Here is a 25,394-nt window from a genome sequence, read left to right as displayed (position 1 = left end):
CGGGTTCAGCCGGCGCCCGGGGCGGCCGTCCGCGCCGCGTCGATCTCCGCCATGTGCCGCTCGGCCCACTCCCGCAGCGCCGCGAGCGGCACCTCCAGCGAGTCCCCGAGCGGGGTGAGCCGGTAGAACACCCGGGGCGGGACGGTGTGCTCGACCCGCCGCGCGACGAGCCCGTCGGCCACGAGGTTCTGCAGGGTCGTGGACAGCATCTTCTGCGAGACGCCGGGGATCCGTCCGCGCAGCTCGGAGAACCGCAGCTCCCCCGACGCGGCCAGGACCTTGACCACCATCGACGTCCACTTGGTCCCGATGCGGTCGAGCAGCTTCCGGGTCGGGCAGGCCGGGTCGAAGAGGTCGCCCCGCCGACCGCCGGTGGTCACCTCCGCCTCACCACCTGAGGTCGAGGTGCCGTCTTCCGCGCGGTCCGCCATCCGCCTAGCGTCCCACCGGTCACCATTCGTGACCAGGGGAGGCACAGTGACTCGGGGAGGCAGAGTGACTCGGGGAGGCGGAGTGACCGAGGAGGTCCGGGTCCGCGTGAACGGGATCGAGCTGAACGTGGCGACGGCCGGGGCCGGGCCGACCGTCGTGCTCCTGCACGGCTTCCCGCACACCTGGCGGGTGTGGTCGGAGATCATCGGCCCGCTCTCCCGCGACCACCGCGTCCTCGCCCCGGACCTGCGCGGCTTCGGGGACAGCACCGCGACCGGCGACGACCTCGACGCCGGGACCCTCGCGACGGACGTCGAGGGGTTGCTGGGCGGCGACCCCGCCACCGTGGTGGCGCTCGACGCGGGCGTCCCGGTCGCGTTCCTGCTCGCCCTGCGCCGCCCCCACCTCGTGCGCAGGCTCGTGCTGGTCGAGGGCACGCTCGGTACCCTCCCCGGCGCCGAGGACTTCCTCGCGGGCGGCCCGCCGTGGTGGTTCGGCTTCCACGCCGTCCCCGGCCTCGCCGAGACCGTGGTGGCCGGGAACGAGGCCGAGTACGTCGGGTGGTTCTACGACCAGGGGACGCGCGGCCGAGGTGTCCGCCCCGACGTGCGCGCGGCCATCGGGCGCTCCTACGCCCGACCCGGCGCGCTGGGCCGGGCACTGGGGTTCTACCGAGCCCTGCCGCGCACCGGGTCCCAGCTCGCCGAGGCGGCGGCCCGGACGCGGCTGACGGTGCCGACCACCGCGATCGGCGCCGCTCCGGTCGGCCGAGCCCTGGAACGGCAGCTCCACCCCCTGTGCGACGAGCTCACCGGCCGGCTCGTCCCCGACTGCGGCCACATCGTGCCGCTCGACCGCCCCGCCGCCCTGCTCGACGCCCTGCACCTCACCTGAGCACGGCGCGCCCCGCGGATCCCTCGACCGGATCCGACGCGAGCCCGGCCAGCCACGTGGCGAAGTCCGTCGCACCGATCACCGCCTCCCCGGCCGGCACCAGGGCCGACTTCTCCAGCACGGCACCGAAGTAGGGCGTGTCGTCACCGGCCACCACCGTGCGGGGATCACCCTGGGCGGCGAGCACGGGGCGCACGAAGTCGGCGAAGGAGCCCCGCTGTGGTCCGGCCACGTCGACGCGACCGTTCCGTGGCTCCGCCACCACGGTCTCCGCCAGGATCGCCGAGACGTCCGCGGCCGCGACCGGCTGGAGGTCCGCCGTCGGCAGCCGCACCACCCCGTCCACCGTCGATCCCGCGGCGATCGGCCCCAGGAACTCGAAGAACTGCGTCGCCCGGACCACGGAGTACGGCAGCCCGCCCGCGCGGACGAGCGCCTCCTGTGCGGCCTTGGCCCGCAGGTACCCGCTGTCCGGCACACCGTCGGTGCCCACGATCGACAGCACGACGTGGTGCCGGATCCCGGCCTGCCGGCCCGCGGCCAGGAGCTGCTCGGTCGAGCGGGTGAAGAACTCCAGGACCGGCCCGGCCTCGAACGACGGCGAGTTCGTGACGTCGACCAGCACCGACGCCCCCGCGAGCACCTCCGCGAGCCCGGCCCCGGTGACCGTGTCCACACCGGTCGACGGCGACGCCGGCACCGCCTCGTGACCCCGGGCCCGCAACGACTCCACCAGCGCCGACCCGATCAAGCCCGTCCCACCGGCGACGACGATCCGCATGACCACTCCTCAACTCGGACAACTTGTGTCCGAGAATGTACTCGGACACCGGGTGTCCGAGTCAAGTAGCATCGGGTCGTGAAGCTGTCCGGTGGAGTCGAGTGGGCCCTGCACTGCTGCGTCGTCCTGAGCGCCGCCACCGAACCCACCCCGGCCACGAAGCTCGCCGAGTTCCACGACGTCTCCCCCAGCTACCTCGCCAAACACCTGCAGAGCCTGTCCGGCGCCGGACTGATCCACTCCACCCAGGGCAAGTCCGGCGGTTACCTCCTGACCCGGCCCGCCGCCGAGATCACCGTGCTCCAGATCGTCGAGGCGATCGACGGCACCACACCGGCCTTCCGCTGCACCGAGGTGCGACAGCGCGGCCCCCTCGCCGCCGCCCCCGAGAACTGCACGGTGCCGTGCGGGATCGCCCGCGTCATGGCGGACGCCGACCGCGCCTGGCGCGAGTCCCTGAACGCGGTCACCGTCGCCGACCTGGCGGACGACGTGAACTCCACCGTCGGCCCCACCACCCTGACCAGGGTCGACCGCTGGCTACGGACGGGCGCTCCGTAGCGGGTGTCCACCCGGGGTCCGGCCGAAGGTCCGCCGGAACACGTCGATGAACGCACTCGCCGACGACCAGCCGCAGCGGTGGGCGACGGTGGTGACGGGGACGTGCTCGGCCAGCAGGACGAGAGCGGCCTGCAGGCGGAGCCGGGTGCGCCACTGCGGGAACGTCATCCCCAGGTCGGCGGCGAACAGCCGGGACAGCGTGCGGGAGCTCGCACCCACCGTGCGTCCGAGCTCGGCCAGGGTGCGCCGGTCGGAGGGATCGTCGTAGAGGATCTCGCACACCGAGGCCAGCAGCGGCGATGTGGGAGCCGGGAGGTGCAGCGGTTCCTCGGTCGAGGCGCGGAGCTGGTCGAGCAGCACGGCACGGAGTCGCCGGCGTTCGGGGCTGTCGTCCTCGGGCGTGCGCGTGTAGCCGATGATCAGCTCGCGCAGGAGCGGCCCCACCGCCAGGACCGTCGGTTCCAGCAGGCCCAGGGGGTTCTCGGCGGGCATGCCGACCAGGTGCAGCTCGAGCTCGCCGTGGGCCCGGTGGGAGTGCACATGACCCGCCGGCACCCAGATGGCCCGGTCGCTCGGGGTGACCCACGTGCCGGCCAGGGTCGAGATCACGAGCACCCCGCGCGCCGCGTAGATCAGCTGGTGGTCGTCGTGGCGATGGGCGTCGATCATGTCGCCCGGCGCGAGGCGTTCGACCCGGGTCGGCGCCACCGACTGATGGCGGGCTTCTGACATCGTCTGGCAGCTTATCGGAAGCGGGCCACCAGGTCGGCCGCTCATCCTGAGCGCGTGGAACGCACGACCTCGATCACCCTGCTGGCCGTGGGCCATGCCTGCGTGGACGTCTACCAGGGCGCGGTCGCGGCGCTCGTGCCGCTCTTCATCGCCGAGCGGTCCTACTCCTACGCGGCGGCCGCCGGCATCGTGCTGGCGGCCTCACTGCTCTCCTCGGTGGCCCAACCCGCCTTCGGGGCGCTGACCGACCGCTGGGCGATGCCCTGGCTGATCCCCGCCGCCACCGTCCTCGGCGGACTCGGCATCGGGCTGAGCGGCCTCACCGGCTCCTACGGTCTCACCCTGCTGTTCGTGGCGATCTCCGGGATCGGCGTCGCCGCCTACCACCCGGAGTCCGCCAGGATCGCGCGGCTCGCGAGCGCCGGCAGCCACCGCGCGATGGGATGGTTCGCCCTGGGCGGCAACGTCGGGTTCGCCACCGCCCCGCTGCTCATCGCGGGGGTCACCCTCGCAGGCGGGCTCGCGACGACTCCGCTGCTGGTCGTCCCCGCCCTCGCAGGCGCCGTGCTGTGTCTCCCGGTCCTGCGGGCGCTCGCGGGTCGCCACGCGGCCGCGCGGACCGAGGCCACCGCGGCGCGGATCCCGAACGACTGGCCCTCGTTCGTCACCCTGTCCTTCGCCGTGGTGGCCCGCTCGATCGTCTTCGTGGGGCTGAGCACCTTCATCGCCCTCTACGTCCGGGAGCGCACCGGCGGCGGCGCGCTGACCGGCACCGCCGCGTTGTTCGTGCTCTATCTCGGCGGGGCGGTGGGCTCGGTCGTCGGCGGCATGCTCGTCGGTCGCTGGGACCGGGTCACCGTCGCGCGGGCCTCGTACCTCCTGAGCATCGCCGCGGTGGCCGGTGTGGTGTTCGTGCCCGGCCCGACGGTCTTCCTGTTCGTCGCGCTGACCTCGATGGGCCTCTACGTCCCCTTCTCCCTGCAGGTCACCCTCGGCCAGGACTACCTGCCCTCCCGGGTCGGCACGGCCAGTGGGATCACTCTCGGTCTGACCGTCAGCGTCGGCGGTGTCGCCAGCCCGATCGTGGGGTGGCTCGCCGACCGGACGACCCTGCAGATCGCGCTCGTCCCGCTGATCCTCATGCCGGTGCTCAGCTGGCTGCTGTTCCTGCGCCTGCCCGAGCCCGCCACGCCCCGCCACCTCGCCGTCCCGTCCGAGGACCGGGGTCGGCCCGTCGGGTAGCGCCGCGACCGGTCCCGACACCCGCGTCGCCGTCGAGCAGACGGGCTCGACGGCGACGCGGTTCGCTCCGAGGGGAGCAGGGCGCTACTCCGCCTCGGTGGCCTTCTCCCCGCGCAGGACCGCGGCGGCGTCACGGACGGCGTCGACGATGAACTGGTATCCGGTGCAGCGGCAGATGTTGCCGGAGATGCCCTCGCGGATCTCCTCGTCGCTGGGGTCGGGGTTGTCCGCCAGCAGTTCCTGCACCGTCAGCAGGATCCCGGGCGTGCAGAAGCCGCACTGCAGCCCGTGGTGCTTCCAGAAGGCCTCCTGCAGCGGGTGGAGCTCGGCGCCGTCGGCCATGCCCTCGACGGTGGTGATGTCGGCCCCCTGCGCCTGGACGGCGAGGGTGCAGCAGGAACGGGCCGTGCGGCCGTCGAGCAGGACGGTGCACGCCCCGCAGACGCCGTGCTCGCAGCCCAGGTGCACGCCGGTGGCGCCGCAGTCCCGGCGCAGGAAGTCCGACAGGGTGCGGCGCGGGTCGACGTGCCGGTCGACCTGCTTGCCGTTGACGGTCATCGACACGCTGGTGCCGGTTCGGGTCGGGGTGCTCATGCGGCTGCGCTCCTCTCGGCGTGGGCGAACAGACGGTGGAGGCACCGTCGGGTGAGTACCGCGGCGAGGTGGCGTCGGTACTCGGCGGGGGCGTGGATGTCCGCCGCGGGGTCCGTGGCCTCGGCGACCGCGGCGGCCGCGGCGGCGATCACGTCCGGGGTCGGCGCCTGGCCGGTGAGCAGGCGTTCGGCGGCGTCGGCGCGCAGCGGGGTGTTCGCGGCACCCGCCACGCTCAGGCGCACCTCGGCGATCTCGCCGGACGGGTCCAGCCGCGCGGCGCCGAGGACCGCGACCAGCGCGAAGTCGCCGTGTCGGCGGGCGAACTCCTCCACGGCGACGACGGTCCCGGCCGGCTGCCTGGGTATCCGGATCGCGGTGAGGATCTCGTCGGGTTCGAGGGCGCTGAACAGGAAGCCCTGGAAGAAGTCCGCCGCCGCGATCGTGCGGCGGCCGCCGGGGCCGGTCGCGATGATCTCCGCGTCCAGCGCCCGCAGCACCGAGGGCGCCTCGGCCGCGGGGTCGGCGTGGGCGACGCTGCCGCCGAGGGTTCCCCGGTTGCGGATCGTGACGTGCCCGACGTGGCGCAGCGCCGCGGGGAGCAGCGGCAGCGCCGTGGCCACCAGGGGCGAGGTCTCCACGGCGCGGCTGCGGGTCATCGCCCCGATCTCGACGTGGTCGCCCTCGTCGCGGATGTAGTCCAGCTCGCGCAGCCCGCCCAGGTCGACCAGCGTGGTCGGCTGGGCCAGCCGCATGGCGAGGAGCGGGACGAGGCTCTGTCCCCCGGCGAGGACCTTGGCGTCGCCGTCCTCGGCGACGAGGGTCTCCACCGCCTGGTCCAGGGTGGAGGCGCGGACGTGGCCGAAGGGTGCGGGCTTCATGACGGGTCCTTCGGCGTGGCGGTGGTCAAGGCGTCGAGCAGCCGCGGCGGGGTGACCGGGAGGCGGGTCAGCCGCAGGTCGAGTTCGGGGAGCGCGTCCTCGACGGCAGCGGTGATGGCGGAGGCCGCGCCGATGGTCCCGGCCTCGCCCATGCCCTTGAAGCCGCCGGGGATGTGGTCCGCCGTCGTGGTCATGTGCAACGTCTCGAAGGTCGGGATCTCCGAGGCCGTCGGGATCAGGTAGTCCATGAACGTCGTGGTCAGCGGCTGGCCCTCGGGGCTGTAGACGATCTCCTCGAACAGCGCCCCGCCGATGCCCTGCGTGGCGCCGCCGTGGATCTGCCCGTCGACGATCATCGGGTTGATCACGGTGCCGCAGTCGTGGACCAGGAGGTAGTCCAGCAGCTCGACCCGGCCGGTCTCCCGGTCCACCTCGGCGAGCACCGCGGTGGTGCCGTAGGAGAAGGCCACGTTGTCCGGGTCGAGGACGTCCCGTTCCTCGAGGGTCGGGTCCTCGCCGTCGGGCAGCTTCCCGTCGAGGCGGCGGTACGCCGCGTCCCCGATCTGTCGCATCGTCACCGACGGGCCGCCCGGGGCGCCCTTGACGGCGACCACGCCGTCGGTGATCTCCAGGTCCTCGGCATCGGCCTCCAGCATGTGGGCGGCGATGCGCAGCACCTTGTCCCGCAACCGGCTGCTCGCACGCAGCAGCGCTCCGCCGCCGAGGGCGGCGCCGCGGCTGGCGCCCGTGCCGTACCCGGTGAACGGGTTGGTCTCGGTGTCCCCGTGCAGCACCTTGACGGTGTCCAGCGGGACGCCGAGGGTCTGGGCGGCGACCTGCGCGAGGGCGGTCTCGATGCCCTGGCCCATGGCGGAGAGCCCGGTCCGGACGGTCACGCCGCCCGCGGAGTCGATCCGCACGACCTCCTCGTCGAAGGAGGAGTGCTGCAGCCCCGCCTGGTTCATGATCTTGCTGGGGCCGAGCGCGCTGATCTCGATGTGGAACGAGTAGCCGATGCCGAGCGAGCGCCCCTCCTCCGCGGCGGCGTCCCGACGCTTGGCCCACCCGCGGTCGGCGACGGCCTGCTCCGCCATGTCGAGGCACTCGGCGTAGTTGCCACTGTCGTAGAAGAACACCTGGCTCGGGTAGGGGAACTTGTCGGGGGCGATCAGGTTGCGGCGGCGGACCTCGTTGGCGGGCATCCCGAGCTCGTGGGCGAGCTTGTCGATGATGCGCTCGTGGGCGAAGTTGGCCTTCGGCTGGCCCCAGCCTCGGTAGGAGCCGTAGGGCGAGCGGTTGGTGACCACGCCGACGACGGTGGCCTCGACGTTGGGGATGTCGTAGGGGCCCGCCATCAGCGCCATGGACAGCCAGCAGGGGCCGATGCCGACGGTCGCGAGCTGGCCGCCGAGCACGGCCCACACGGTGCCGCGCATCCCGATGATGGTGCCGTCCGACTTCGCCGCGACGGACACCTCGATGCGCTGCTCACGGGAGTGGGCGTTGGCGACGAAGCTCTCCAGACGGTCCTCGATGACCTTCACCGGCCGTCCGGTGCGCTTGGACAGCAGCGCGGCCAGCACCTCTTCGCCGTAGAAGTCGAACTTGTTGCCGAAGCCGCCGCCCACGTGCGGGGTACGCACCCGGATGTGGTCGACCGGCAGGCCCAGCACCTCGCCGAGCAGGTCGCGGGTCAGGTTCGGGGACTGCGTGGACATCCAGCCCTCGAGCTGGTCGGTGAACGGGTCCCAGGACATGACGGCCCCGCGCGTCTCCAGCGGGGTACCCATCTGCCTGCCGTAGGTCAGGGTCTCGGTGACGACGACGTCCGCCTCGGCGAACGCCGCCGCGGCGTCCCCCTTCGGGATCGTCTGACGACAGCTGACGTTGTCCGGCCAGTCCTCGTAGAGCAGCGGAGCGCCCTCGGCGAGCGCGTCGTCGAGGGTGACGACCGGCTCCAGGACCTCGTACTCCACGTCGATCAGCCCGAGGGCGTCCTCGGCGACGTAGCGGTCGACCGCGGCCACCACCGCCACCGCCTGGCCCACGTAGCGGACCTTGTCGACGGCGAGTGCGTACTGGTCGGTCATGCGCTGGTCGGGGATCATCCGCCAGACCACCGGCTGCGGGGTCGCGCAGGCGGCGCGCACGTCCTCACCGGTGAGCACCGCGAAGACCCCCGGCAGCTCCAGCGCCGCGCGGACGTCGATGCCGAGGATCCGGGCGTGCGGGTGCGGGCTGCGCAGGACCGCCGCCTCCAGCATGCCGGGCAGCACCACGTCGTCGACGAACTGGGCCCGGCCGGTCAGCAGGCGCGGATCCTCCTTGCGGCGCACCCGGGCGCCGATCAATCCTGGGGGTACCTGGTGCTGAGTCACGATCCGCCCTTCAGTGGTGGGGGGCGATCCGGGTCGGCGAGCGCTCGCCCGCCGAGCCCGGACGCCGCAGATGGCGCGATGCGAGTCAGCGTCGAGGCTGATCAACGCGGTGTCCATTGACGGAACGGCACAAGCCGGCGGCCGGAGTTCGTCGCACCGCCAATTGCCCCCGGGGTTCCCCCGAGCAGAGACTCGTCCCGATCGACGACCCGCGATGCCCCGTCCCCGAGCGTCATCGCCTTCCGGAGGAATCCCCATGAGCGTGACCGCCCCCGTCGGCGTCTTCGTCGCCACGTCGACGCCCCCCGAACGCATCCCGGTCCTCGCCGCCGCCGCCGAGCGGCTCGGATACGGCGAGGTCTGGGTCGCGGAGGACTACTTCTGCTACGGCGGGTTCACCGGTGCCGCCCTCGCCCTCGGCGCGACGGAACGGGTGCAGGTCGGCCTCGGCATCGTCGCCTCGGTCGCCCGGCACCCGGCGGTGACCGCGATGGAGATCGCGACCCTGGCCCGGGCCCATCCCGGCCGGTTCCTGCCCGGCATCGGCCACGGCGTCCCCTTCTGGACCGACCAGATGGGGTTGACCGCCAAGTCGCCCCTCTCCGCGCTCACCGAATGTGTGACCGGTGTTCAGCGTCTGCTCGCCGGTGAGACGCTCGACGAGCAGGGCAAGCAGTTCAGCTTCCACTCGGTCACGGCGACCCATCCGGTCGAGGACCCGGTCCCGATCCTGACCGGGGTCCTGGGCCCGAAGTCCCTGCAGCTGTCCGGGCGGATCGCCGACGGCACGGTGATGAGCGTGCTGGCGGGGACGACCTATCTCGAGAAGGCCCTCGGACACATCCGGTCCGGCATGGCCGAGTCCGGGCGGACCGAGCACCTCGTGCCGACCTTCGCCCTGTTCAGCATCGCGAAGGACGGCGCGCAGGCCCGCAAGGCCGTGCGGCCCGCTCTGGCCGGGTACCTCGCCGCCGTCGGTCCGCACAATCCGCTGACCGGTGCGTGCGGGTACAACGACCAGCTCGCCGAGCTGCTCCGGGAACCGGACACGCTGGCCGAGAACCTGCCCGACGAGTGGATCGACACCCTCGCCGTCGCGGGTGACCCCGACGAGGTCACCGCCCGCGTCGCGGCCCTGCGCGCCGCGGGGGCCACCAGCGTCGTGCTCTCGCCCGTCAACGCCGACACCGCACTCGACGAACTCGAGCTCGCGGCCTCGACCGTGCTGCCCCAGCTCTCCTGAGGCCGCGGATGAACCTCACCTTCGGCTACAAGGCCTCCGCCGAGCAGTTCGGCCCCCGGGACCTCGTCGAGTACGCGGTGCGCGCCGAGCAGGTCGGGCTGGACAGCGTCTGGGTGTCCGACCACTTCCTGCCGTGGCGGCACCGAGGCGGGCACGCCCCGTCCGCGCTCACCTGGATGGCCGCGGTCGGCGAACGGACCCGCCGCGTGCGCATCGGCACCTCGGTGACCACGCCGACCTTCCGCTACAACCCCGCGGTGATGGCGCAGACCTTCGCCACCATGGCGCTGCTCTACGACAACCGCGTCATCCTCGGCGTGGGTACCGGCGAGGCCCTCAACGAGGTCGCCGTGTCCGGCCGGGAGTGGCCGGAGTTCAAGGAGCGCTTCGCCCGCCTGCGCGAGTCGATCACCCTGATGCGGCTGCTGTGGGCCGAGTCCCACGTCGACTTCGCAGGCGACTACTACACGCTGGTCAACGCCTCGATCTACGACCGGCCCGACGAGCCGGTGCCCGTCTACGTCGCGGCAGGCGGCCCGATGGTGGCCCGGTACGCGGGCCGGCTCGGCGACGGGATGATCTGCACGTCCGGCAAGGGCATGGAGCTCTACACGGACACGCTCATGCCCGCGGTCACCGAGGGCGCGCAGAAGGCGGGCCGCGACCCGGACGCCGTCGCGCGCACCATCGAGGTCAAGCTCTCCTACGACCGCGACCCGGCCGCCGCGCTGGAGAACACCCGGTTCTGGGCACCGCTGTCGCTGAGCGCCGAGCAGAAGCACACCGTCGACTCCGCCGAGGAGATGGAACGCCTCGCCGACGAGCTGCCCCTCGAGGAGATCGCCCGGCGGTGGATCGTGGCCAGCGACCCCGCCGAGGCCGTGGCCCAGATCAAGCCCTACCTCGACGCCGGGCTGGACCACCTGGTGTTCCACGGCCCCGGCCACGACCAGGAACGCTTCCTGACCCAGCTGTCCGAGGACGTCCTTCCCGCCCTGCGCGCCCACGCCGCGCAGTCCTGACCCCGACCCCGACACCCGAGGAGACGAGATGAGCGGCACCGTCAACAACCCCGACGACATCAAGGAGATCCTGGCCGTCCACCACTCCTGGCTGGACTCCAACAACGATCTCGTCGAGTCCAAGATGTACCCGAACTTCGCCAACCCCGGGTACCTGCAGTTCAACCTGAACGGCCACCAGTACGACAGCGTCGACGAGAAGGTGAAGCTCTGGGAGGGCCTGCACCAGATCGGCTTCAACCTGTCCGACATGAAGATCGTCGAGGAGCCCAAGGTCCACGCCGAGGGCGACCTGGCCTACCTGACCACCTACTGGAGCGCCCAGGTCTCCGGCGACAAGGGCACCGGCGTGCTCGAGCCCGACCCCGAGCCGTTGGTCTTCCGTGTCACCGAGGTGTACCGCCGCGACGACGGCAAGGGCAACCCGGTCTGGAAGATCTGGCACTTCCACGCCTCCCCCATCGCCTCCCCCGACGCCCCCAGGTTCCCCCAGGACGCCTGAGCGCCCCGCCCCACCACCGAGCACGACGCCAGTCGGGAGAACCACCGCGATGTCGCACGCCCCACGCCACTCGACGCCGGGAAAGGCCGGCGAGCTGTCCTACCTGGCCTGGCCCGGGCCCGCGGACACCACGCCGATCCTCTACCTGCACCCGGTGAACACCGCCGCCGCGGTGTGGTCCGCCGTCGCCGCCGCGCTCCACGGCACGAGGCCGGGCGTCGCGGTGGACTACCGGGCGCACGGACGGTCCGAGGCGGGCGGGCCGTACCTGCCCGCCGACTACGCCGCGGACGCGCTGGCGGTGCTCGACGCCGCCGGGTTCGACCGCGCCCACCTGGTGTGCGGCTCGATCGGCGGCGCGGTGGCGACGGAGTTCGCGGTGGCCGCCCCGGACCGGGTGGCCGGTGTCGTCGCGTTCGGCGCGACCCTGCGCGTCGGCTGGGACGACGCCACCCTCGACGACACCGAGCGCGATCTGCGCGCGCTCGGTGTCCGGGAGTGGTTCGTCCGCCACGGCGCCGGGATCCTGGGTCCGGCGTCGCGGCCGGAGGCCGCTGCCGAGCTCGTGGAGCTGGCCTCCGGTGGGCGCGACGGTGACCGGGACCTCGACACGGTCGTGGACGTGCTGCGCACGACCTTCGGGCTCGCGGACGCCCGTCCGGCCGGGGCCGTTCTCGCGGCCCGCTCCACCCGCCCACCCGCCCGGGTGTTCGTCGGCACCCACGACCCGACCTGCCCGCCCGCGATGGCCCACGCCTTGGCCGAGGTCCTCGGGGGCGACGTGCACACGATGGACGGCATCGGCCATCTCCCGATGCTCGAGGCACCCGCGGCCACGGCGGAGGCGATCCGACGGTTCCACGACGAGGTGGAGGGGAGCCGAGGGTGACGTACTCCATCGTCGCCCGCGACGAGGCGACCGGACAGCTCGGCGTCGCCTGCGAATCGCACTTCTTCGCGCCCGGCGCCGGGGTCACCTGGGCCCGACCGGGTGTCGGCGCCATCGCCACCCAGGCGTTCATCGACGGCCGGTACGGCGGCGACGGCATGGACATGCTCGCCGCCGGCGCGACGGCCGCCGAGGTCCTGGACCGTCTGCGGGTCGACGACCCGCATCCCGAGGTGCGCCAGGTGGGAATGGTCGGTCGCAGCGGCGACGCCGCGACGTGGACCGGGGGCGCGTGCATCGCCCGGGCCGGCAGCCTCGTGGACGGCCCCGTCGCGGTCCAGGGCAACATGCTGACCGACGGCACCGTGCTCCCGGCCATGATCGAGGCGTACCGCCGCAGCGACGGTGACCTCGCCGAACGCCTGATGGCCGCCATGGAGGCCGCCGAGGCCGCGGGTGGGGACATCCGCGGCAGCCAGGGCGCCGCGCTGCTGGTCGTCGACGGCGCCCGCGTCTCCGATCCCTGGAACCACAAGCCCGTCGACCTCCGGGTCGAGGACCATCCCGACCCCATCGCCGAGCTGCGCAGGCTCCTCGGCTACCGCCGCGCCTTCGACGCCGTCTCCGGGACGATGTTCGCCCCCGGCCTGATGGTCGGGGCGTACGCCGAACCCCACCCCGGCGACCGGGACCGCGCCCTCGCCGCGCTGGAGGACGCCGCCCAGGTCATGGAGGGCAACCCGGAAGCCCGGTTCTGGCGCGGTGTCCTGCTCGCCCGTTCCGGAGACCTGACCGCGGCGCGCGACCAGCTCGCCGACGCGGTGCGGAGCAACCCGAGGCTCCGCGAGTTCCTGGACCGGCTCGCGGACGCCGGGTTCCTGGACCCGCACGACCTGGAGAAGCTGCGATGACCCCCACCTCCCTCGTCCGCGACATCCGCTCGGCCGTCGACGTCGACGCGGTCGTCACCCTGACCCGTGACCTCGTGCGGATCCGCTCCGAGAACCCGCCCGGTCGCGAGACGGAGGTCGTGGCGTACCTGCAGGGCCTGTTCGGCGAGATGGGGCTCGGCACCGGCCGCGTCGTCGAACCGGCACCGGGTCGGCAGAGCCTCCTGGTCGGCACCGAGCAGGCGACCCCGAGTGGCAAGCCGGTGCTGCTGGTCAACGGGCACCTCGACACCGTCCCGGTCCGGCCCGACGCCTGGCACCACGACCCGTTCGGCGGCGAGGTCCACGACGGACGCCTCTACGGACGCGGCTCCGCCGACATGAAGGGTGGGGTCGCCGCCGCGATCACCGCCCTGCAGGTGTGTCGGACGCTGCGGCTCGACCTGCCCTGCGAGGTCGCCTTCCATCTCGTGGCGGACGAGGAGCTCGGCGGCAGGCAGGGCACGGCGGCCCTGCTGCGGGCCGGCCTGATCAGGGCGGACGCCTGCCTCGACCCCGAACCCACCGGGCTCGACCTGTGCCTGGCCGAACGCGGCCTGATGTTCGCGCGCGTCACCACCCGGGGGATCCCCGCCCACGGCAGCGAGCCCTCGAAGGGGCGCAGCGCCATCATCACCGCGGCGGCGATCGCGCAGGTCCTGCACGACAACGAGTTCCCGCAGACACCCCACCCACTGCTGGGCACGACCACCTGCAACGTCGGGGTCATCCGCGGCGGCAGCGGCCCCAACGTCGTCCCCGAGGAGTGCGAGCTCCAGATCGACCGCCGGGTCCTGCCCGGCGACACCGAGCGCAGCGTCGTCCAGGGCATCGTCGACCGGATCGCCTCGCTCGGCCTCTCGCCCGGCGAGGACTACGACCTGGAGGTCGACACCTTCTGCGAACCGTCCGAGATCGACGCGGGCCATCCGTTCGTCGACACCGTCGCCGCCTCCTTCCAGGCGATGACGGGCCGGCGGCCGGGGACCACCGGGCTGCCCTTCACCACCGACGCGCGCTTCATGCGCAACCAGCTCGGCATCCCCGCGGTGGTGTTCGGCCCCGGCGAACTGCACGTGGCGCACACCGTCGACGAGTACGTCGACGTGGACTCGCTCGTCACCGCCGTCGCGGTCTACGCTCATCTCTTCGCCGGGTTTACCGGGACGCAACGTCTCGGGGACGAGCGGGAGAGGTCTTCCCTGGACAATGGTGTCGATGGGGCGCGCAGCATGATCTGAGCCCCGGAGGGAGAAGCGTATGACAGCGCCCTCACGAGGTACCGCGCTCACGCTCGACACGTTGCTCGGCCTCGTCGGCGGTGATTTCGTCGATGTCGTCCACGCACCCGCAGGGCTGGACATCCCCGTGGTGGCGGTCCTCATCCACGACACGTCCACCACGGCACAGGCGAACGCGGGCGACCTGGTCCTCGCGATCGGGGTCGCCGTGGACGATCCGGACGTCGAGCCGCTGATGAAGTTCCTCGGCCGGGACATCACCCTGGCCTTCAAGGTGCGAGACGACGCCGAGCGCGACCGGCTGCGCGAGTCCGCCATCGCCTGCGACGCCACCGTGCTCGCGATCTCTCCCGACCTGTCCTGGGACCAGCTCCACGTCCTCGCGCGCCGGTCGATCTCCTCGACGACCGCCGGCGTCGCAGACGAGCGCGGCGTCCCGTTCGGGGACCTGTTCGCGCTGGCCAATGCGGCCGCCGCCTCCCTGGAGGGGCCGGTGATCATCGATGACGAGCGCATGGAGGTCATCGCCTTCTCCAGCCTCGGCGACCCGATCGACGAGATCCGCCAACAGTCCATCCTGCAGCGCCGCCCCCCGAAGGACTTCATCGCCTGGTGCGAGACCACCGGGGTACTCCCCCGGGTGCGGCAGAGCCTGCGGCCGGTGAAGGTCGTCCCACCGGACGGCGCCACCCGCCTGGTCACCGCGATCCGCGGCGGCACCGACATCCTCGGCTACATCTGGGTGGCCGAGACCACCCACGAGCTGGACCAGCACTCCGAGGACCTGCTCGCGGAGATCGCCCGCGTCGCCGCGCTGCAGCTCCTGCGCTCGCGGATCAGCGAGGACCTCGACCGGCGGCTGCGCAGCGATCTCCTGCGCGGCGCGCTCTCCGGGCGCGGCGACCCCGGCGCCGTCGCCTCGCGGCTCGGCATCGAGGGTCGCCCCTTCCGTCTGGTCTCGTTCGCGCACGAGGCCCCCGACGCTCGGCGGGGCGAGAGCCACGTCGCGCTCCGCCCACTGGAGGACCTCGTCGCGCTCCGGGTCGAGGCCTCGCACCGGCGCGGCGCGGTGACCTCCTGCAACGACCGCATCTACGCCCTGTTCCCCGCGCTCGACGACCGTCCACCGGGGGAGGTCGCCGCCCTCTCCCGCGAGATCATCGGCCAGGCCGACCGGCAGCTCCACATCGGCCTGCGCGCCGCCGTGAGCAGTGAGGTCTCGGACGTCGCCCTGGTCAGCAGTGCCCGCCGGGACATCGACCGGCTGCTGAACCTCCCGCTGCTCGACGAGCAGCGGCGCGTCGTCTGCTTCGACGACTCCGTCGCCGACGCCATCCTGTCCGAGCTCACCGAGCTCGTGGTCGACCGGCCGCGCCTGCTGCAGGGCGGCGTGGCGGGCATGGTCGTCAGCGACCGGGACCGCGGCACCGAGTACCTGCCCAGCCTGCGCGCGTTCTTCGATGCGGGTGGGGACCTGACCGCCGCGTCCCGCACGCTGTACGTCCACCGCAACACCCTCAAGTACCGGCTCACCCGGATCCGGGACGCCTTCGGCGTCGACGTCGAGGTGCCCGCCCAGCGCCTGGTCGCCGAACTGCAGGTCGCCGTGTTCACCGCACACCCGGAGCTCCAGGCGGGGCTGGAGGCGACGGACCTCGGCGCGGACTGAGCCGGACCCGCCCGGACGGGCCGGCCCCGCCCCGGCGGTCACAGGACGCGGTGAGGCTCGTCGGGCGGGACACGGGAGGGCGGCGGGGACCGGCAGGAGACCCGACCGTGGTCAGCTCGGGAGCGCCAGCAACCGCTCCGCGTTGAGGTGGGCGATCTTCTCCGTGGCGAGCGGCGGCAGGTCCGCCTCGCGGAGGAAGGCCTGCGCGCCGTCGTTGCCCAGCATCGGGTAGTCGACGCTGAACATGATCCGGTCCACACCGACCGTGTCGACGCAGAACCGGAGCTGGGCCTGGTTGAACATCCCACTCGGGGTGATGTGGACGTTCTCCCGGAAGTAGGCCCCGACCGGACGGTCGAGGCGGGTCATCCGCTGCGGCAGGGCCTCCTCGATCCGCTCCAGGTAGAAGGGCACCATCTCGCCCCAGTGGCCGAGGATGACCTGCAGGTCCGGATACCGGTCGAACACCCCGGCGAGGACGAGGTGGAGGAAGTGGGTCCCCGTCTCGACGTGCCAGCCCCAGGCGCTGGTCTGCAGCCGGGCCGTGACGAGCGGGTCGAGGCCACCCTCGTAGTTCGACCGTGAGGTCTCGACCGGCGGGACGCCCGGGTGCAGGTAGACCGGCACCCGCAGCTCCGCCGACCGGCGCAGGACCGCGTCGAACCGGGGCTCGTCGAGGAACGCGCCCCCCGTCCGGCCGTTGATCATGGATCCGACGAAGCCGAGCTCACCGACCGCGCGGTCGAGCTCGTCGACCGCGGCCTCCGGCAGTGCCGTCGGCAGCGCGGCGAAGGCGGCGAACCGGTCCGGATGTGCCGCGACGGCCGCCGCGGCGCGGTCGTTCACCTTCCGGACGAGCTGCACGGCGACGTCGGCGGGCAGCTGCTGGGTGGAGAGGGTCGACAGGACCTGCATCGAGATCCCGTGGGCGTCCATGTCGGCGATCCGCCCCTCCCCCAGGTCGAGGAGCACGTCGGGCGCCGGGGTGTAGCTGTATCCCCGACCGGCCGCGTACGCCGCGGCGGAGCCGGGGCTGAGCCGCTCGGCCTCGGCTCTGCTCGCCGACGCGACGTCGAGATCCAGGAAATGCTCCTCGAGCGCGATGATCCGCATGTCCACTCCGTCCGGCTCCCCCATGGTCATCGAGACGAGCCTACGAACCCTCCGGGGCATCGGCACCTCTCCGGACGAGGGACGCGCACGTCACGGGGCGACCAGGCCAGCGGCCAGGTCCTTGAGGGCGGACGACGAGTCCGCCAGGAGGGCAGGCGCCACCACGGCCGCCTTCTCGACCAGTGCTCGGCCCTGGACGAAGTCCTTGACCGAATTGACACAGTCCAGCGCGACGACCCGCCCGTTCCGGAGCGAGATCACGGAGAACGCGCGCTGCGCCGGGTCGCCCCGGACCACTGTCGTGTCGGAACCCGCCGACAGCCCTATCGTCTGCAGCTTCAGGTCGTACTGGGTCGACCAGAACCACGGCGTCGCCGTGTACGCCTCGGGTCTTCCGCAGATCGACTTCGCGGCGACCACCGCCATGTCGTTCGCATTCTGGACGGACTCCAGTCGGACGACCGCCCCGTCGGCGAAATCGTTCGCATGGGCCGCGCAGTCGCCGATCGCGTAGACGTCCGGCAACGTCGTCCGGCACACCGCGTCGACGTCGACACCGACCCCACCGGCGGCACCGGCCTCGAGCAGCGGCCCGACACAGGGCACGATGCCGACACCGACGACGACGAGGTCGCAGTCCAGGACGGACCCGTCGGCGAGCCGGACCCCGGTGACGGTGTCCCCGCCCAGGATGCGGTCGACCACCACCCCCGTGCGCAGGTCGACGCCCCGCCCGCGGTGCTCCGCCGCGTAGAAGGCGGACAGCTCCTCCCCCGCGACGCGCGCCAGGACGCGGGGCAGGGCCTCGAGGAGGGTCACCGAGAGGCCGAGCGTGGTGAGTACCGCCGCGGCCTCCAGCCCGATGTAGCCGCCCCCGACGATGACCGCCCGCCGGGCTCCGGCCTCGATCGCCGCCCTCAGTCCGTCGGCGTCGGCGCGGTGGCGCACCGTGTGTACCCCCGGAAGCTCCGCTCCCTCGCAGGTCAGGCGGCGGGCGTCACCGCCGGCGGCCCAGATCAGCGTCCCGAAGCCGGTCCGGGCACCGTCGTCGAGCGTCACCGTCTTCGCGCCCGCGTCGACCGCGACGACCGTCCGGCCGAGGCGGAGGTCGACGTCCTTCTCCGCCCAGACCTCGCGCGGACGAAGGTGCAACCGCTCGAACGCCTTGTCCCCGGCGAGGTACTCCTTGCTCAGCGGCGGGCGTTCGTAGGGCGGGTCCGGCTCGCGCCCGACGATCGTGACCGTTCCGGAGTACCCCTGCTGCCGCAGCGACAGGGCGGCGTGGGCGCCGGCCTGGCCACCGCCGACGATCAGGACGTCCGAATGGCCCGGCCCCGCCTCAGGTGTGGGCACTCAGTCCTCCTCGGCGATTCGCACCCGCAGGCCCGAGACCGTCGCCGACAGCAGGATCTGGCACGACAGGCGCGAGGTCTCCTCCCGGTGCTCGGTGCAGTCGAGCAGGTCGTCCTCGTCGTCGGTCGGCGGCGGCAGGTCGGCGGCGGACCCGGCGTCGACGTACACGTGGCAGGTCGCGCACGAGCAGCATCCGCCGCACAGCGCGTCCAGCTCGTCGATGCCGGAGTCGCGGATGGCCTCCATGAGGCTGATCCCCTCGCGCCCCTCGAGGAGGCGGACGTCCCCGGCGCGGGTGGTCACGGTGATCTCGACGCTCATCGGTCAGTCCCGGTCCTTCCTCGCCGCGGCGTTGCGACCGGCGATGTGTCCGAAGACGAGCGCGGGCCCCACGGTCCCGCCCCCGCCGGGGTACGCCATCCCGGTGAACCCGGCGCTGACGTTGCCTGCGGCGTAGAGACCGCCGATGGGTTCGCCTCGGACGTCGAGCACCTCCGCCCGGGCGTTGATCTTGGCTCCGCCCTTGGTCCCCAGGACACCCGAGTAGACGCGGCAGGCGTAGAACGGTGCGTCCTCGATCGGACCGAGGGTCTGCAGCGCGCCCTGGCGGGAACGGTCCGCGAAGGCCAGGTCGTAGCTGCTGGTGCCGCGGCCGAAGTCGGGGTCCGACCCGTTCGCGACGTGCCGGTTGAACCGCTCGACCGTCGCCTCCAGACCATCCGGGTCGACGCCGATCCGCTCGGCGAGCTCGCGGAGCGTCGCTCCCGTCTCCAGCCAGTCGGGGACGGGCCGGCCGGGCAGCCACGGGCCGAAGAAGTACTGCTTCAGGTACCCGGCGTCGACGACGATCCAGGCGGGCAGGTTGGGATGGTCGAACGCCATCTCGTCGAAGTTGTGCATGGCCCGCCCGACGTCGCTGTAGTTGTGCGCCTCGTTGACGAAGCGCCTCCCCGCCCGGTTGACCATGATCGACCGGGGGTTGGCCCGTTCCCCACCGGTCAGCCGATGGAGCTGGCGCCCGTCGTACTCCTCACCGGGGATGCGCAGGGCCGGCATCCAGTAGGCCTCCTTGGTGTTGGCGATGGCCGCCCGGGCCTCCATCGCCATGAGGAGGCCGTCCCCCTCGTTGAACGGCGGGCTCAGCGGCGCCTCGACCGGGCCCGCGACGTGGTCCTTCACCAGCTGCTCGTTCCACTCGAACCCGCCGCTGGCGAGGATCACCGCGCGGCGGGCCGTGACGGTCCGCGTCTCGCCGCCGTCCTCGTACTCGAGCCCGACGACCGTGCCGCCCTCGAGCACGAGGCGCCGGGCCCGCGCGCCGCGACGGAACTCGACGCCCTTGTCCACGGCCCCCTTGATCAGGCCCGCCATGAGCGCCTCGCCGGTCCCGACCAGTCCCTTGGCGACCCGATCGCCGACGACCTGCAGGTCGAGCGCGTCGAAGCCGTCCTGCACGTCCTGCCAGCACACGGGGATCGGGATGCACGGCGTCGACCGCAGGTGGGGTCGCAGGTCGCCGAGCTCGCCCGCCGGGAAGAGCGCGGGCTCCACCGACCGGCCGACGGTGCCCCCGGGTTTCTCGGGGTGGTAGTCGGGGAGGCTGATCGCGCTGAAGGACAACGGGGTCTCGGCCTCCAGGAACCGCAGGACCTGCGGCGCCTCGTCGACGTAGAGCTCCGCCAGCTCCATGTCCATCCCGCCCAGGGACAGGCCTCGCAGGTAGGTGAGCGCCTGCTCCCGGGAGTCGCTCGACCCGATCTCGTGCATGTGGTGGTTGTCCGGGATCCACGGCACCCCGGCCGAGACGGCGGTGGTGCCGCCCAGCTTGTCGCTGCGCTCCAGCACCACCGCGCTCGCGCCGTGGTGTCGCGCGCTCAGGGCCGCCGCGACCCCGGCCCCGCCGGAGCCGACCACCACGACGTCGAAGGACTCGTCCGCACCCGACATGGTCACGACTCCGGGGTGAAGGTCACGCGGCAGGACTCGGGGGCGATCAGGGTGCCCAGCTCGACGTGGTAGTCGGGGCCGGGCTCGACGAGCGCGACGTCCGGCAGCCTGTGCAGCAGCCGCCGGAACGCGATCGTCATCTCGAGGCGGGCGAGCGGTGCCCCGAGACAGAGGTGGCGCCCGAAGCCGAAACCGAGGTGGGTGGTGAAGGCGCGGTCCGGGTCGAACTCCTCGGGCCGGTCGAAGACCTCGGGGTCCCGGTTCGCGGCACCCCAGCACAGCCGGACGGTCTCGTCGGCCGGGATGGTGGCCTCGCCGACCTCGACCGACGCCGTCGTCGTGCGGTGGAACGCCTGGAACGGCGAGAACAGGCGCACGGACTCCTCGATGGCCGCGGTCATCACCGCGTCGTCGGTGAGCATCCGGGCCCGCAGGTCGGGGTCGGGCAACGTGTGGAGCAGGAGCGTGCCGAGGGCGGAGGTGGTCGTCTCGTGGCCCGCCACGAAGAAGCCGGTCATGAAGGTCGCCAGCTCGCCGTCCGTCAGCGGCCGTCCCTCGAACTCCGCCTGGGCGATCCGCGTCAGGTAGTCCTCGCGCGGTCGCTCCCGCCGCTCGGTGATCTCCTGGAGCACGGTCATGCCGATCTGCTGCATGACGGCGCCCTGGGTCGCCACGTCGGACCGGGTGAACCGGTCCGCGAGCTCGTGGATGCGCTCGACCGACACCCCGGTCATCCCGATGGTCTCGCAGATGCCCAGCACCGGCAGCGGCCTGGTGAACTCCTGCACCAGGTCGCACTCCCCCCGCCCGGCGAACCGGTCGATCAGGCCGTCCGCGAGTGCCTTCAGGCGCGGTGTCACCCGGGTGAGCGTGGCGGGCGTGATCGCCTCCATGTAGAGGCGCCGCCAGAAGCCCTGCTCGGGCGGGTCCATCTCGATCGACGGCAGCCTCCCGGTGGAGACGTCCGCCGGCAGCCGGACGCCCTTGAGCCCGGAGGAGAACCTCTTGTAGTCGAGCGCGGCTGCGCGGACGTCCTGGTAGCGCGACAGCCAGTAGAACCCGCCCTGTGCCTCGCTGTGGGTCACCGGGCAGGACCGGAGTTCGCCGTAGAGCGCGTACATCTCGTCGAGGTCCCGCATCGCGAGCGGATCCTCGGCGCGGCCCGCCGGCGTCGTGACGTCGTTGTCGGGTAGCTGGGTCATCGTCAGTCCTCTGGGGTGGTGTCGCTACGTCGAGGGGTTGAGCAGCGTGTCGAGGGCCTCCTCGAGGGCGGCGTACGGATCGGCGGGCGCCGTCGGGAAGCGGCACGCGATGTAGCGGTCGGGGCGGACGAGCAGCGCGCCGTCCTCCTCGATCTCGCTCAGCGCGGCCCAGGAGCGTGCCGGGTCGCCGAAGTCACCCCCCGCGGCGATGCGGAAGGCCTCGAGCGGGACCCCCGACCGGGCCGAGAGCCGCCCGGCGGCCTCGCACCAGTCCGCGCCCTTCGCCCCGGTGAGCAGGACGAACGTGCCGATGCCGCCGATGTCGTGGGTGGAGACCCGCTTGCCGTGGTCGTTCAGCCATGCGTGGGGCAGCCGGTGACCGGGCCGTGTCGTCTGGGTGTGGGCGACACCCATCGGGTCGCGGGGCGGCGCCTCGGTCCCGTCGGGGAGGACGACGCCCTCCTCGTAGTGGAAGCCGATCTCGCGGTCGTGCGGGTCCAGCTCCATGCGTCCGGTGGCGAACACCTCGTGGCCCACCGCCCGGCGGGTCCGCCCCATCGGGCTGTCCTCGAGGTATCTCTGCAGCACCACCCGGCGCTCCTCCGGCGTCCGGGCGTGGGTCATCCCCATGCCGGCCTCGAAGGCGAACTGGTTCTGGAACGCGAAGAGGGCGTACTCGATGTTCTCCTGGATCACCGGCCTGCGCTCGGACCCGTACGTGTCCAGGATGGACGGATCCGCCCACCCCTTGAACACGGCGGCGAGCTTCCACGCCAGGTTGTCCGCATCCTGGATCGCCGACTGCAGGCCGAGCCCGGAGGTGGGGGGCTGGCGGTGCGCCGCGTCGCCGATGAAGAAGACGTCGCCGATGCGGCTCCGGTCGATGTGGACCGACTCGATGTGCCAGGGGCTGACCCCGAGGATCTCCGCGTCGAGGTCGGGAAGGTTGAGCAACGCCCGCAACCGGGCCAGCGCACGCTCGGGGGTGAGGTTCTGGGCGTCCGGGTCGTCCGGCGGGATCATCAGGTGGATCGTCCACGTCTCGGAGTGCCGGTCCCAGTTCTTCGGGCCCGCCTTGACCAGGCACCCACCGGCCCACGACCCGAACCGCGGGCCCACGAACCAGTGGACCATCACGTCGTCCTCGACGTGGGCGGAGAGGTCCGCCCGGAAGTACATGCTGGTCATCGTGGCGAGGCCGGTCTGGCCGACCATGGTGGCGCCGACCATCGGCCCGACGGCCCGACCGCCGTCGGCGGCGATGACGTAGCGGGCGCGGACCGTGTGCACCTGCTCGGTCTCACGCTCGCGGACCTCCGCGAGCGCCCCGTCACCGTCCTGGGTCAGCGAGACCAGCTCGAACCCGAAGCGGACCGCGCCCGGGTTGCGCTCCTCGGCGTTGCGCTGCAGCAGGGGTTCGAGCAGGTACTGCCCCAGACCCGCGGACAGCTCGGGGCTGTCCTTCTCGAAGACGTCGCGGTAGATCCCCTCACCGTTGACGTCGATGCTGAAGAGGTGCCTGCGGTCGAGCTCGTCGTCGCCGCCGAGCGAGGTCAGCCACGAGGCGCGGATCCGGCACTCCGCGGGTGCGCCGATCGCCTGGATCTGCTCGGCGATCCCGTGGCGACGGAAGATCTCCATCGTGCGCTGGTTGTGCGCGCCCGCCTTCGGCATGTGGGAGGTGGTGGGGCGCCGTTCGACCAGCAACGAGTCGACGCCGAGGTCGGACAGGAAGATCGAGGACGAGAGGCCGCTCCCCCCGCCTCCGACGATGAGGACCGAGACTTCCTTGGGCAGCATGGTGTGATGCGTCCTTTCCGGTGGGGGCGCGCGATCGGCGCGGTGGGGTCGGTGGAGAGCGCCGGTCGGCGGAGCCGGCGGGCGCCCGTCATGATCTCGGCGAGGTCGTCGGGGGCGAGGAACGACGCCGGCGACGTCGTCGAGGTGCTCGGCGCACGCGACTACTCCTCGGTATCGGGATCACCGGTGACCCGCAGCGATATGGTTGTGCTCTATCGTTCGAGTTGTCAGCACAGATTCGAATGTCTTGGTCCGCCCTGGACCGGGGGGGCGAGTGGTGAGGTCCAGTACAGGGCGACAGCGCCTCCCCGGGCTCGGTCTGCGGGTACAGATTTCGGTCGACGCGTTGCACTGTCGTTCCGATCTGCCGGACCACCGCTCCACTACGATCCCCTCGCCACCGACCGACGGAGGTCTGAGCCGAGATGAACGTCGCACCGCCCGCACGCCGTCCCGTTCTCGGCCGGGAATGGCTACTGACGCTGCGCCCCCGCTCGACGGAGGGCCCGATCGCAGCACTCAGCTCACCCGCCGCCGTCGAGGAGGCCGTCGTGCTGCTCGGCGAGGGGCCCGTGCGGTGGGCCGTGGAGGTGGGTCACGAGGTGGCTGCCACGATCGTCCGGGAGATCCCGGTCTTCGGTGAGGGCGTCGGCCCCCTCCACACGCTTCGGAGAGGAACCGAGTCCTCGACCCTGCGGTCCATGGTGCTCCTCTCCTGCCCGTCCGCGGGAGTCGACGCGATCACCGAGGAGGCCCTGGAAGCCGATCGCGAGTTCGTCCGTCGCGGGATCACGCTGGACAAGGTGATGCGCGGGATACGGCTGGGGCATGCGGGCATGGCCCAGGCGTTCCTCTCCGCTTGTGAGCGGCTCGCGCCCGCGGACCGGCTGGCCGACGAGATGAAGGCGGTCTCGGAGGAGCTCTTCCACTTCATCGACGGCTTCTCCGACTCGATGGTCATCGAGTTCCTCGCCGAACGCGACCGGTGGGTCACCAGCGCCGCGGCCGCCCGAGCCGAGACCGTCCGGAAGGTCCTGAACGGCGAGGGGGACGCCCGTGCGGCATCCGCCGCGCTCGGCTACGACCTCGATCGGACCCACCTGGCCGTGATCGCCTGGCCGGGCCCCGGCGAGGACGCCTCGGAGCTCGAGCGGGACGCGCTCGCGGAACTGCACCGGGCCGGAGCGACGGCGACGCTGGCCGTTCCCGTCGGCGGATCGGCGGTCTGGGCGTGGGGGACGCTCGTGCGCGGCTCGGTTCCCCCCGAACCCCGTACCGGGGTCCCCCGGACCCACCTCGCGCGTGGGCTCCCGGCCCACGGCGTCGAGGGCTTCCGGCGCACCCACCTCCAGGCGCGCCGAGCCGAACGGCTCGCCCGGCTCGCGGGCGAGCGAGCCGCACAGACGACCGACTACGACGCGGTCAGTGTGGTCAGCCTCCTGGCGGAGGACCTCGCGAGCGCGCGGGAGTTCACCGTGCGCGAGCTCGGCGCGCTCGCCGCACGCACCGACCAGGCCCGGACCCTGCGTCGGACCGTGCTGAACTACCTGGACGAGGAACGCAGCATCACGACCGTGGCGGGGATGATGCACGTCGCCCGCGGCACCGTCGCCTACCGGGTGCGGCGCGCCGAGGAGCTGCTCGGCAGAGAGGTCGGAGAACGACGCTTCGCCCTCCACGCGGCACTGCTCCTCGCCGAGTCCCTCGGCGAGGTCGTGTTGGCCGAGGACCCGGCCTGAGGAGTCGTGCGACCCCTCCGGGGATCACGGCGACGCACGGGCATCACCGCCGGTACGTGGCCGGATCGACTCGATGAGCATGCGCACCAGTTGATCCGCATCGACCTGCCGGCTGTCCTTGGTGAGATGTCCGGTGTGCTCCATGCCGGCGATGCCGTGCGCGCTCGACATGAGCAGCGCGGCGTAGCGGGGGGCGCTCGGGCGGCCGACCACGTCGGCGACGACGGGATCGCCTACGGGCCTGCCGAACACG

General features: G+C 72.5%; 24 protein-coding genes. 11 read left to right on the top strand and 13 right to left on the bottom strand.

All coding sequences use genetic code 11. The annotated features are described in order from the left end of the window. Positions 1 to 5 precede the first annotated feature (5 nt). On the bottom strand, positions 6 to 431 hold the full coding sequence (locus L3X23_RS04195) for a helix-turn-helix domain-containing protein (protein ID WP_237190779.1): 426 nt from the start codon (positions 429 to 431) through the stop codon (positions 6 to 8). Positions 432 to 513: 82 nt separating this feature from the next. On the opposite strand from L3X23_RS04195, the gene L3X23_RS04190 reads away from it, so the two are divergent. Continuing rightward, entirely contained in the window at positions 514 to 1,326 is an 813-nt protein-coding gene (locus tag L3X23_RS04190; protein ID WP_237190778.1) for an alpha/beta fold hydrolase, read from the top strand. On the opposite strand, the gene L3X23_RS04185 is transcribed toward L3X23_RS04190, so the two are convergent. Then, the gene (locus L3X23_RS04185; protein ID WP_237190777.1) at positions 1,319 to 2,107 is read right to left on the bottom strand and encodes an SDR family oxidoreductase; all 789 of its coding nucleotides are present in this window, start codon (positions 2,105 to 2,107) and stop codon (positions 1,319 to 1,321) included. The two genes, L3X23_RS04190 and L3X23_RS04185, sit on opposite strands and share 8 nt — an antisense overlap. Before the next feature lie 78 nt (positions 2,108 to 2,185). Here L3X23_RS04185 and L3X23_RS04180 point away from each other — a divergent pair, with 78 nt between their 5' ends. Beyond that, positions 2,186 to 2,668 (top strand): Rrf2 family transcriptional regulator, encoded by a 483-nt coding sequence (locus L3X23_RS04180; protein ID WP_237190776.1) that lies wholly within the window; start codon positions 2,186 to 2,188, stop codon positions 2,666 to 2,668. On the opposite strand, the gene L3X23_RS04175 is transcribed toward L3X23_RS04180, so the two are convergent. After that, the gene (locus L3X23_RS04175) at positions 2,648 to 3,400 is read right to left on the bottom strand and encodes a helix-turn-helix transcriptional regulator (protein ID WP_237190775.1); all 753 of its coding nucleotides are present in this window, start codon (positions 3,398 to 3,400) and stop codon (positions 2,648 to 2,650) included. The two genes, L3X23_RS04180 and L3X23_RS04175, sit on opposite strands and share 21 nt — an antisense overlap. A gap of 54 nt (positions 3,401 to 3,454) precedes the next feature. Here L3X23_RS04175 and L3X23_RS04170 point away from each other — a divergent pair, with 54 nt between their 5' ends. Next, positions 3,455 to 4,642, top strand: coding sequence for an MFS transporter (locus tag L3X23_RS04170; protein ID WP_237190774.1), 1,188 nt, complete (start codon positions 3,455 to 3,457; stop codon positions 4,640 to 4,642). An 84-nt stretch (positions 4,643 to 4,726) separates the two neighbouring features. On the opposite strand, the gene L3X23_RS04165 is transcribed toward L3X23_RS04170, so the two are convergent. The 3 genes from L3X23_RS04165 to L3X23_RS04155 are packed head-to-tail and all read right to left on the bottom strand — an operon-like array spanning position 4,727 to position 8,450. After that, positions 4,727 to 5,236, bottom strand: a complete 510-nt coding sequence (locus tag L3X23_RS04165; RefSeq protein ID WP_237190773.1) for a (2Fe-2S)-binding protein — start codon at positions 5,234 to 5,236, stop codon at positions 4,727 to 4,729. Continuing rightward, entirely contained in the window at positions 5,233 to 6,114 is an 882-nt protein-coding gene (locus tag L3X23_RS04160) for a xanthine dehydrogenase family protein subunit M (protein WP_237190772.1), read from the bottom strand. The genes L3X23_RS04165 and L3X23_RS04160 overlap by 4 nt, the downstream gene beginning before the upstream one ends. Next, on the bottom strand, positions 6,111 to 8,450 hold the full coding sequence (locus tag L3X23_RS04155) for a xanthine dehydrogenase family protein molybdopterin-binding subunit (RefSeq protein WP_237190771.1): 2,340 nt from the start codon (positions 8,448 to 8,450) through the stop codon (positions 6,111 to 6,113). The genes L3X23_RS04160 and L3X23_RS04155 overlap by 4 nt, the downstream gene beginning before the upstream one ends. A 298-nt stretch (positions 8,451 to 8,748) precedes the next feature. Between L3X23_RS04155 and L3X23_RS04150 the strand changes: the two genes are divergently transcribed. From L3X23_RS04150 to L3X23_RS04120, 7 genes are read left to right on the top strand one after another with little or no spacing between them, the layout of a single operon-like run. Beyond that, entirely contained in the window at positions 8,749 to 9,735 is a 987-nt protein-coding gene (locus L3X23_RS04150) for an LLM class flavin-dependent oxidoreductase (protein WP_237190770.1), read from the top strand. Between the two features lie 8 nt (positions 9,736 to 9,743). Then, positions 9,744 to 10,757, top strand: coding sequence for a glucose-6-phosphate dehydrogenase (coenzyme-F420) (fgd, locus tag L3X23_RS04145; protein ID WP_237190769.1), 1,014 nt, complete (start codon positions 9,744 to 9,746; stop codon positions 10,755 to 10,757). 28 nt (positions 10,758 to 10,785) lie between these two features. After that, entirely contained in the window at positions 10,786 to 11,259 is a 474-nt protein-coding gene (locus tag L3X23_RS04140; RefSeq protein WP_237190768.1) for a nuclear transport factor 2 family protein, read from the top strand. 49 nt (positions 11,260 to 11,308) lie between these two features. Further along, positions 11,309 to 12,148, top strand: a complete 840-nt coding sequence (locus tag L3X23_RS04135; RefSeq protein WP_237190767.1) for an alpha/beta fold hydrolase — start codon at positions 11,309 to 11,311, stop codon at positions 12,146 to 12,148. Beyond that, a complete protein-coding gene (locus L3X23_RS35975) occupies positions 12,145 to 13,059 on the top strand; it encodes a DUF1028 domain-containing protein (protein ID WP_237190766.1) in 915 nt (304 codons plus the stop codon). Before L3X23_RS04135 ends, L3X23_RS35975 begins: the two co-directional genes overlap by 4 nt. Continuing rightward, positions 13,056 to 14,318 (top strand): M20 family metallopeptidase, encoded by a 1,263-nt coding sequence (locus L3X23_RS04125; protein ID WP_237190765.1) that lies wholly within the window; start codon positions 13,056 to 13,058, stop codon positions 14,316 to 14,318. The genes L3X23_RS35975 and L3X23_RS04125 overlap by 4 nt, the downstream gene beginning before the upstream one ends. Before the next feature lie 19 nt (positions 14,319 to 14,337). After that, complete coding sequence (locus tag L3X23_RS04120) at positions 14,338 to 15,987, top strand: CdaR family transcriptional regulator (protein ID WP_237190764.1); 1,650 nt, start codon at positions 14,338 to 14,340, stop codon at positions 15,985 to 15,987. 111 nt (positions 15,988 to 16,098) lie between these two features. On the opposite strand, the gene L3X23_RS04115 is transcribed toward L3X23_RS04120, so the two are convergent. The 6 genes from L3X23_RS04115 to L3X23_RS04090 are packed head-to-tail and all read right to left on the bottom strand — an operon-like array spanning position 16,099 to position 23,402. Then, positions 16,099 to 17,130 carry an amidohydrolase family protein gene (locus tag L3X23_RS04115; RefSeq protein WP_237190763.1) on the bottom strand — a complete coding sequence of 344 codons (1,032 nt, stop codon included), beginning with the start codon at positions 17,128 to 17,130 and terminating at the stop codon, positions 16,099 to 16,101. Between the two features lie 60 nt (positions 17,131 to 17,190). Beyond that, positions 17,191 to 18,453 carry an FAD-dependent oxidoreductase gene (locus L3X23_RS04110; RefSeq protein WP_237190762.1) on the bottom strand — a complete coding sequence of 421 codons (1,263 nt, stop codon included), beginning with the start codon at positions 18,451 to 18,453 and terminating at the stop codon, positions 17,191 to 17,193. Next, positions 18,454 to 18,774 carry a 2Fe-2S iron-sulfur cluster-binding protein gene (locus L3X23_RS04105; protein WP_237190761.1) on the bottom strand — a complete coding sequence of 107 codons (321 nt, stop codon included), beginning with the start codon at positions 18,772 to 18,774 and terminating at the stop codon, positions 18,454 to 18,456. It lies immediately after the preceding gene. 3 nt (positions 18,775 to 18,777) lie between these two features. Further along, complete coding sequence (locus L3X23_RS04100; protein ID WP_237197922.1) at positions 18,778 to 20,400, bottom strand: FAD-dependent oxidoreductase; 1,623 nt, start codon at positions 20,398 to 20,400, stop codon at positions 18,778 to 18,780. A gap of 2 nt (positions 20,401 to 20,402) precedes the next feature. Further along, on the bottom strand, positions 20,403 to 21,602 hold the full coding sequence (locus L3X23_RS04095) for a cytochrome P450 (RefSeq protein WP_237190760.1): 1,200 nt from the start codon (positions 21,600 to 21,602) through the stop codon (positions 20,403 to 20,405). Between the two features lie 24 nt (positions 21,603 to 21,626). After that, positions 21,627 to 23,402 carry an FAD-dependent monooxygenase gene (locus tag L3X23_RS04090; protein ID WP_237190759.1) on the bottom strand — a complete coding sequence of 592 codons (1,776 nt, stop codon included), beginning with the start codon at positions 23,400 to 23,402 and terminating at the stop codon, positions 21,627 to 21,629. 425 nt (positions 23,403 to 23,827) lie between these two features. Between L3X23_RS04090 and L3X23_RS04085 the strand changes: the two genes are divergently transcribed. Next, a complete protein-coding gene (locus L3X23_RS04085; protein WP_237190758.1) occupies positions 23,828 to 25,141 on the top strand; it encodes a CdaR family transcriptional regulator in 1,314 nt (437 codons plus the stop codon). Between the two features lie 24 nt (positions 25,142 to 25,165). Here the strand turns inward: L3X23_RS04085 and L3X23_RS04080 are convergent, their stop codons facing one another. Beyond that, positions 25,166 to 25,393: a hypothetical protein gene (locus L3X23_RS04080; protein WP_237190757.1), complete on the bottom strand. Its 228-nt coding sequence runs from the start codon at positions 25,391 to 25,393 to the stop codon at positions 25,166 to 25,168. Position 25,394: the final 1 nt, after the last annotated feature.

Source organism: Pseudonocardia sp. WMMC193 (assembly GCF_021728735.1).
GTDB lineage: Bacteria > Actinomycetota > Actinomycetes > Mycobacteriales > Pseudonocardiaceae > Pseudonocardia > Pseudonocardia oroxyli.
This window is presented reverse-complemented; position numbering and strand designations above follow the sequence as displayed.

What these genes read in the sequence shown, in the direction of transcription:
- L3X23_RS04195 (WP_237190779.1), bottom strand. Translation starts at nt 431, where the DNA reads ATGGCGGACCGCGCGGAAGACGGCACCTCGACCTCAGGTGGTGAGGCG.
- L3X23_RS04135 (WP_237190767.1), top strand. Translation starts at nt 11,309, where the DNA reads ATGTCGCACGCCCCACGCCACTCGACGCCGGGAAAGGCCGGCGAGCTG.
- L3X23_RS04175 (WP_237190775.1), bottom strand. Translation starts at nt 3,400, where the DNA reads ATGTCAGAAGCCCGCCATCAGTCGGTGGCGCCGACCCGGGTCGAACGC.
- L3X23_RS04085 (WP_237190758.1), top strand. Translation starts at nt 23,828, where the DNA reads ATGAACGTCGCACCGCCCGCACGCCGTCCCGTTCTCGGCCGGGAATGG.
- L3X23_RS04090 (WP_237190759.1), bottom strand. Translation starts at nt 23,402, where the DNA reads ATGCTGCCCAAGGAAGTCTCGGTCCTCATCGTCGGAGGCGGGGGGAGC.
- L3X23_RS04140 (WP_237190768.1), top strand. Translation starts at nt 10,786, where the DNA reads ATGAGCGGCACCGTCAACAACCCCGACGACATCAAGGAGATCCTGGCC.
- L3X23_RS04100 (WP_237197922.1), bottom strand. Translation starts at nt 20,400, where the DNA reads ATGTCGGGTGCGGACGAGTCCTTCGACGTCGTGGTGGTCGGCTCCGGC.
- L3X23_RS04160 (WP_237190772.1), bottom strand. Translation starts at nt 6,114, where the DNA reads ATGAAGCCCGCACCCTTCGGCCACGTCCGCGCCTCCACCCTGGACCAG.
- L3X23_RS04095 (WP_237190760.1), bottom strand. Translation starts at nt 21,602, where the DNA reads ATGACCCAGCTACCCGACAACGACGTCACGACGCCGGCGGGCCGCGCC.
- L3X23_RS04125 (WP_237190765.1), top strand. Translation starts at nt 13,056, where the DNA reads ATGACCCCCACCTCCCTCGTCCGCGACATCCGCTCGGCCGTCGACGTC.
- L3X23_RS04105 (WP_237190761.1), bottom strand. Translation starts at nt 18,774, where the DNA reads ATGAGCGTCGAGATCACCGTGACCACCCGCGCCGGGGACGTCCGCCTC.
- L3X23_RS04165 (WP_237190773.1), bottom strand. Translation starts at nt 5,236, where the DNA reads ATGAGCACCCCGACCCGAACCGGCACCAGCGTGTCGATGACCGTCAAC.
- fgd (WP_237190769.1), top strand. Translation starts at nt 9,744, where the DNA reads ATGAACCTCACCTTCGGCTACAAGGCCTCCGCCGAGCAGTTCGGCCCC.
- L3X23_RS04150 (WP_237190770.1), top strand. Translation starts at nt 8,749, where the DNA reads ATGAGCGTGACCGCCCCCGTCGGCGTCTTCGTCGCCACGTCGACGCCC.
- L3X23_RS04115 (WP_237190763.1), bottom strand. Translation starts at nt 17,130, where the DNA reads ATGACCATGGGGGAGCCGGACGGAGTGGACATGCGGATCATCGCGCTC.
- L3X23_RS04185 (WP_237190777.1), bottom strand. Translation starts at nt 2,107, where the DNA reads ATGCGGATCGTCGTCGCCGGTGGGACGGGCTTGATCGGGTCGGCGCTG.
- L3X23_RS04120 (WP_237190764.1), top strand. Translation starts at nt 14,338, where the DNA reads ATGACAGCGCCCTCACGAGGTACCGCGCTCACGCTCGACACGTTGCTC.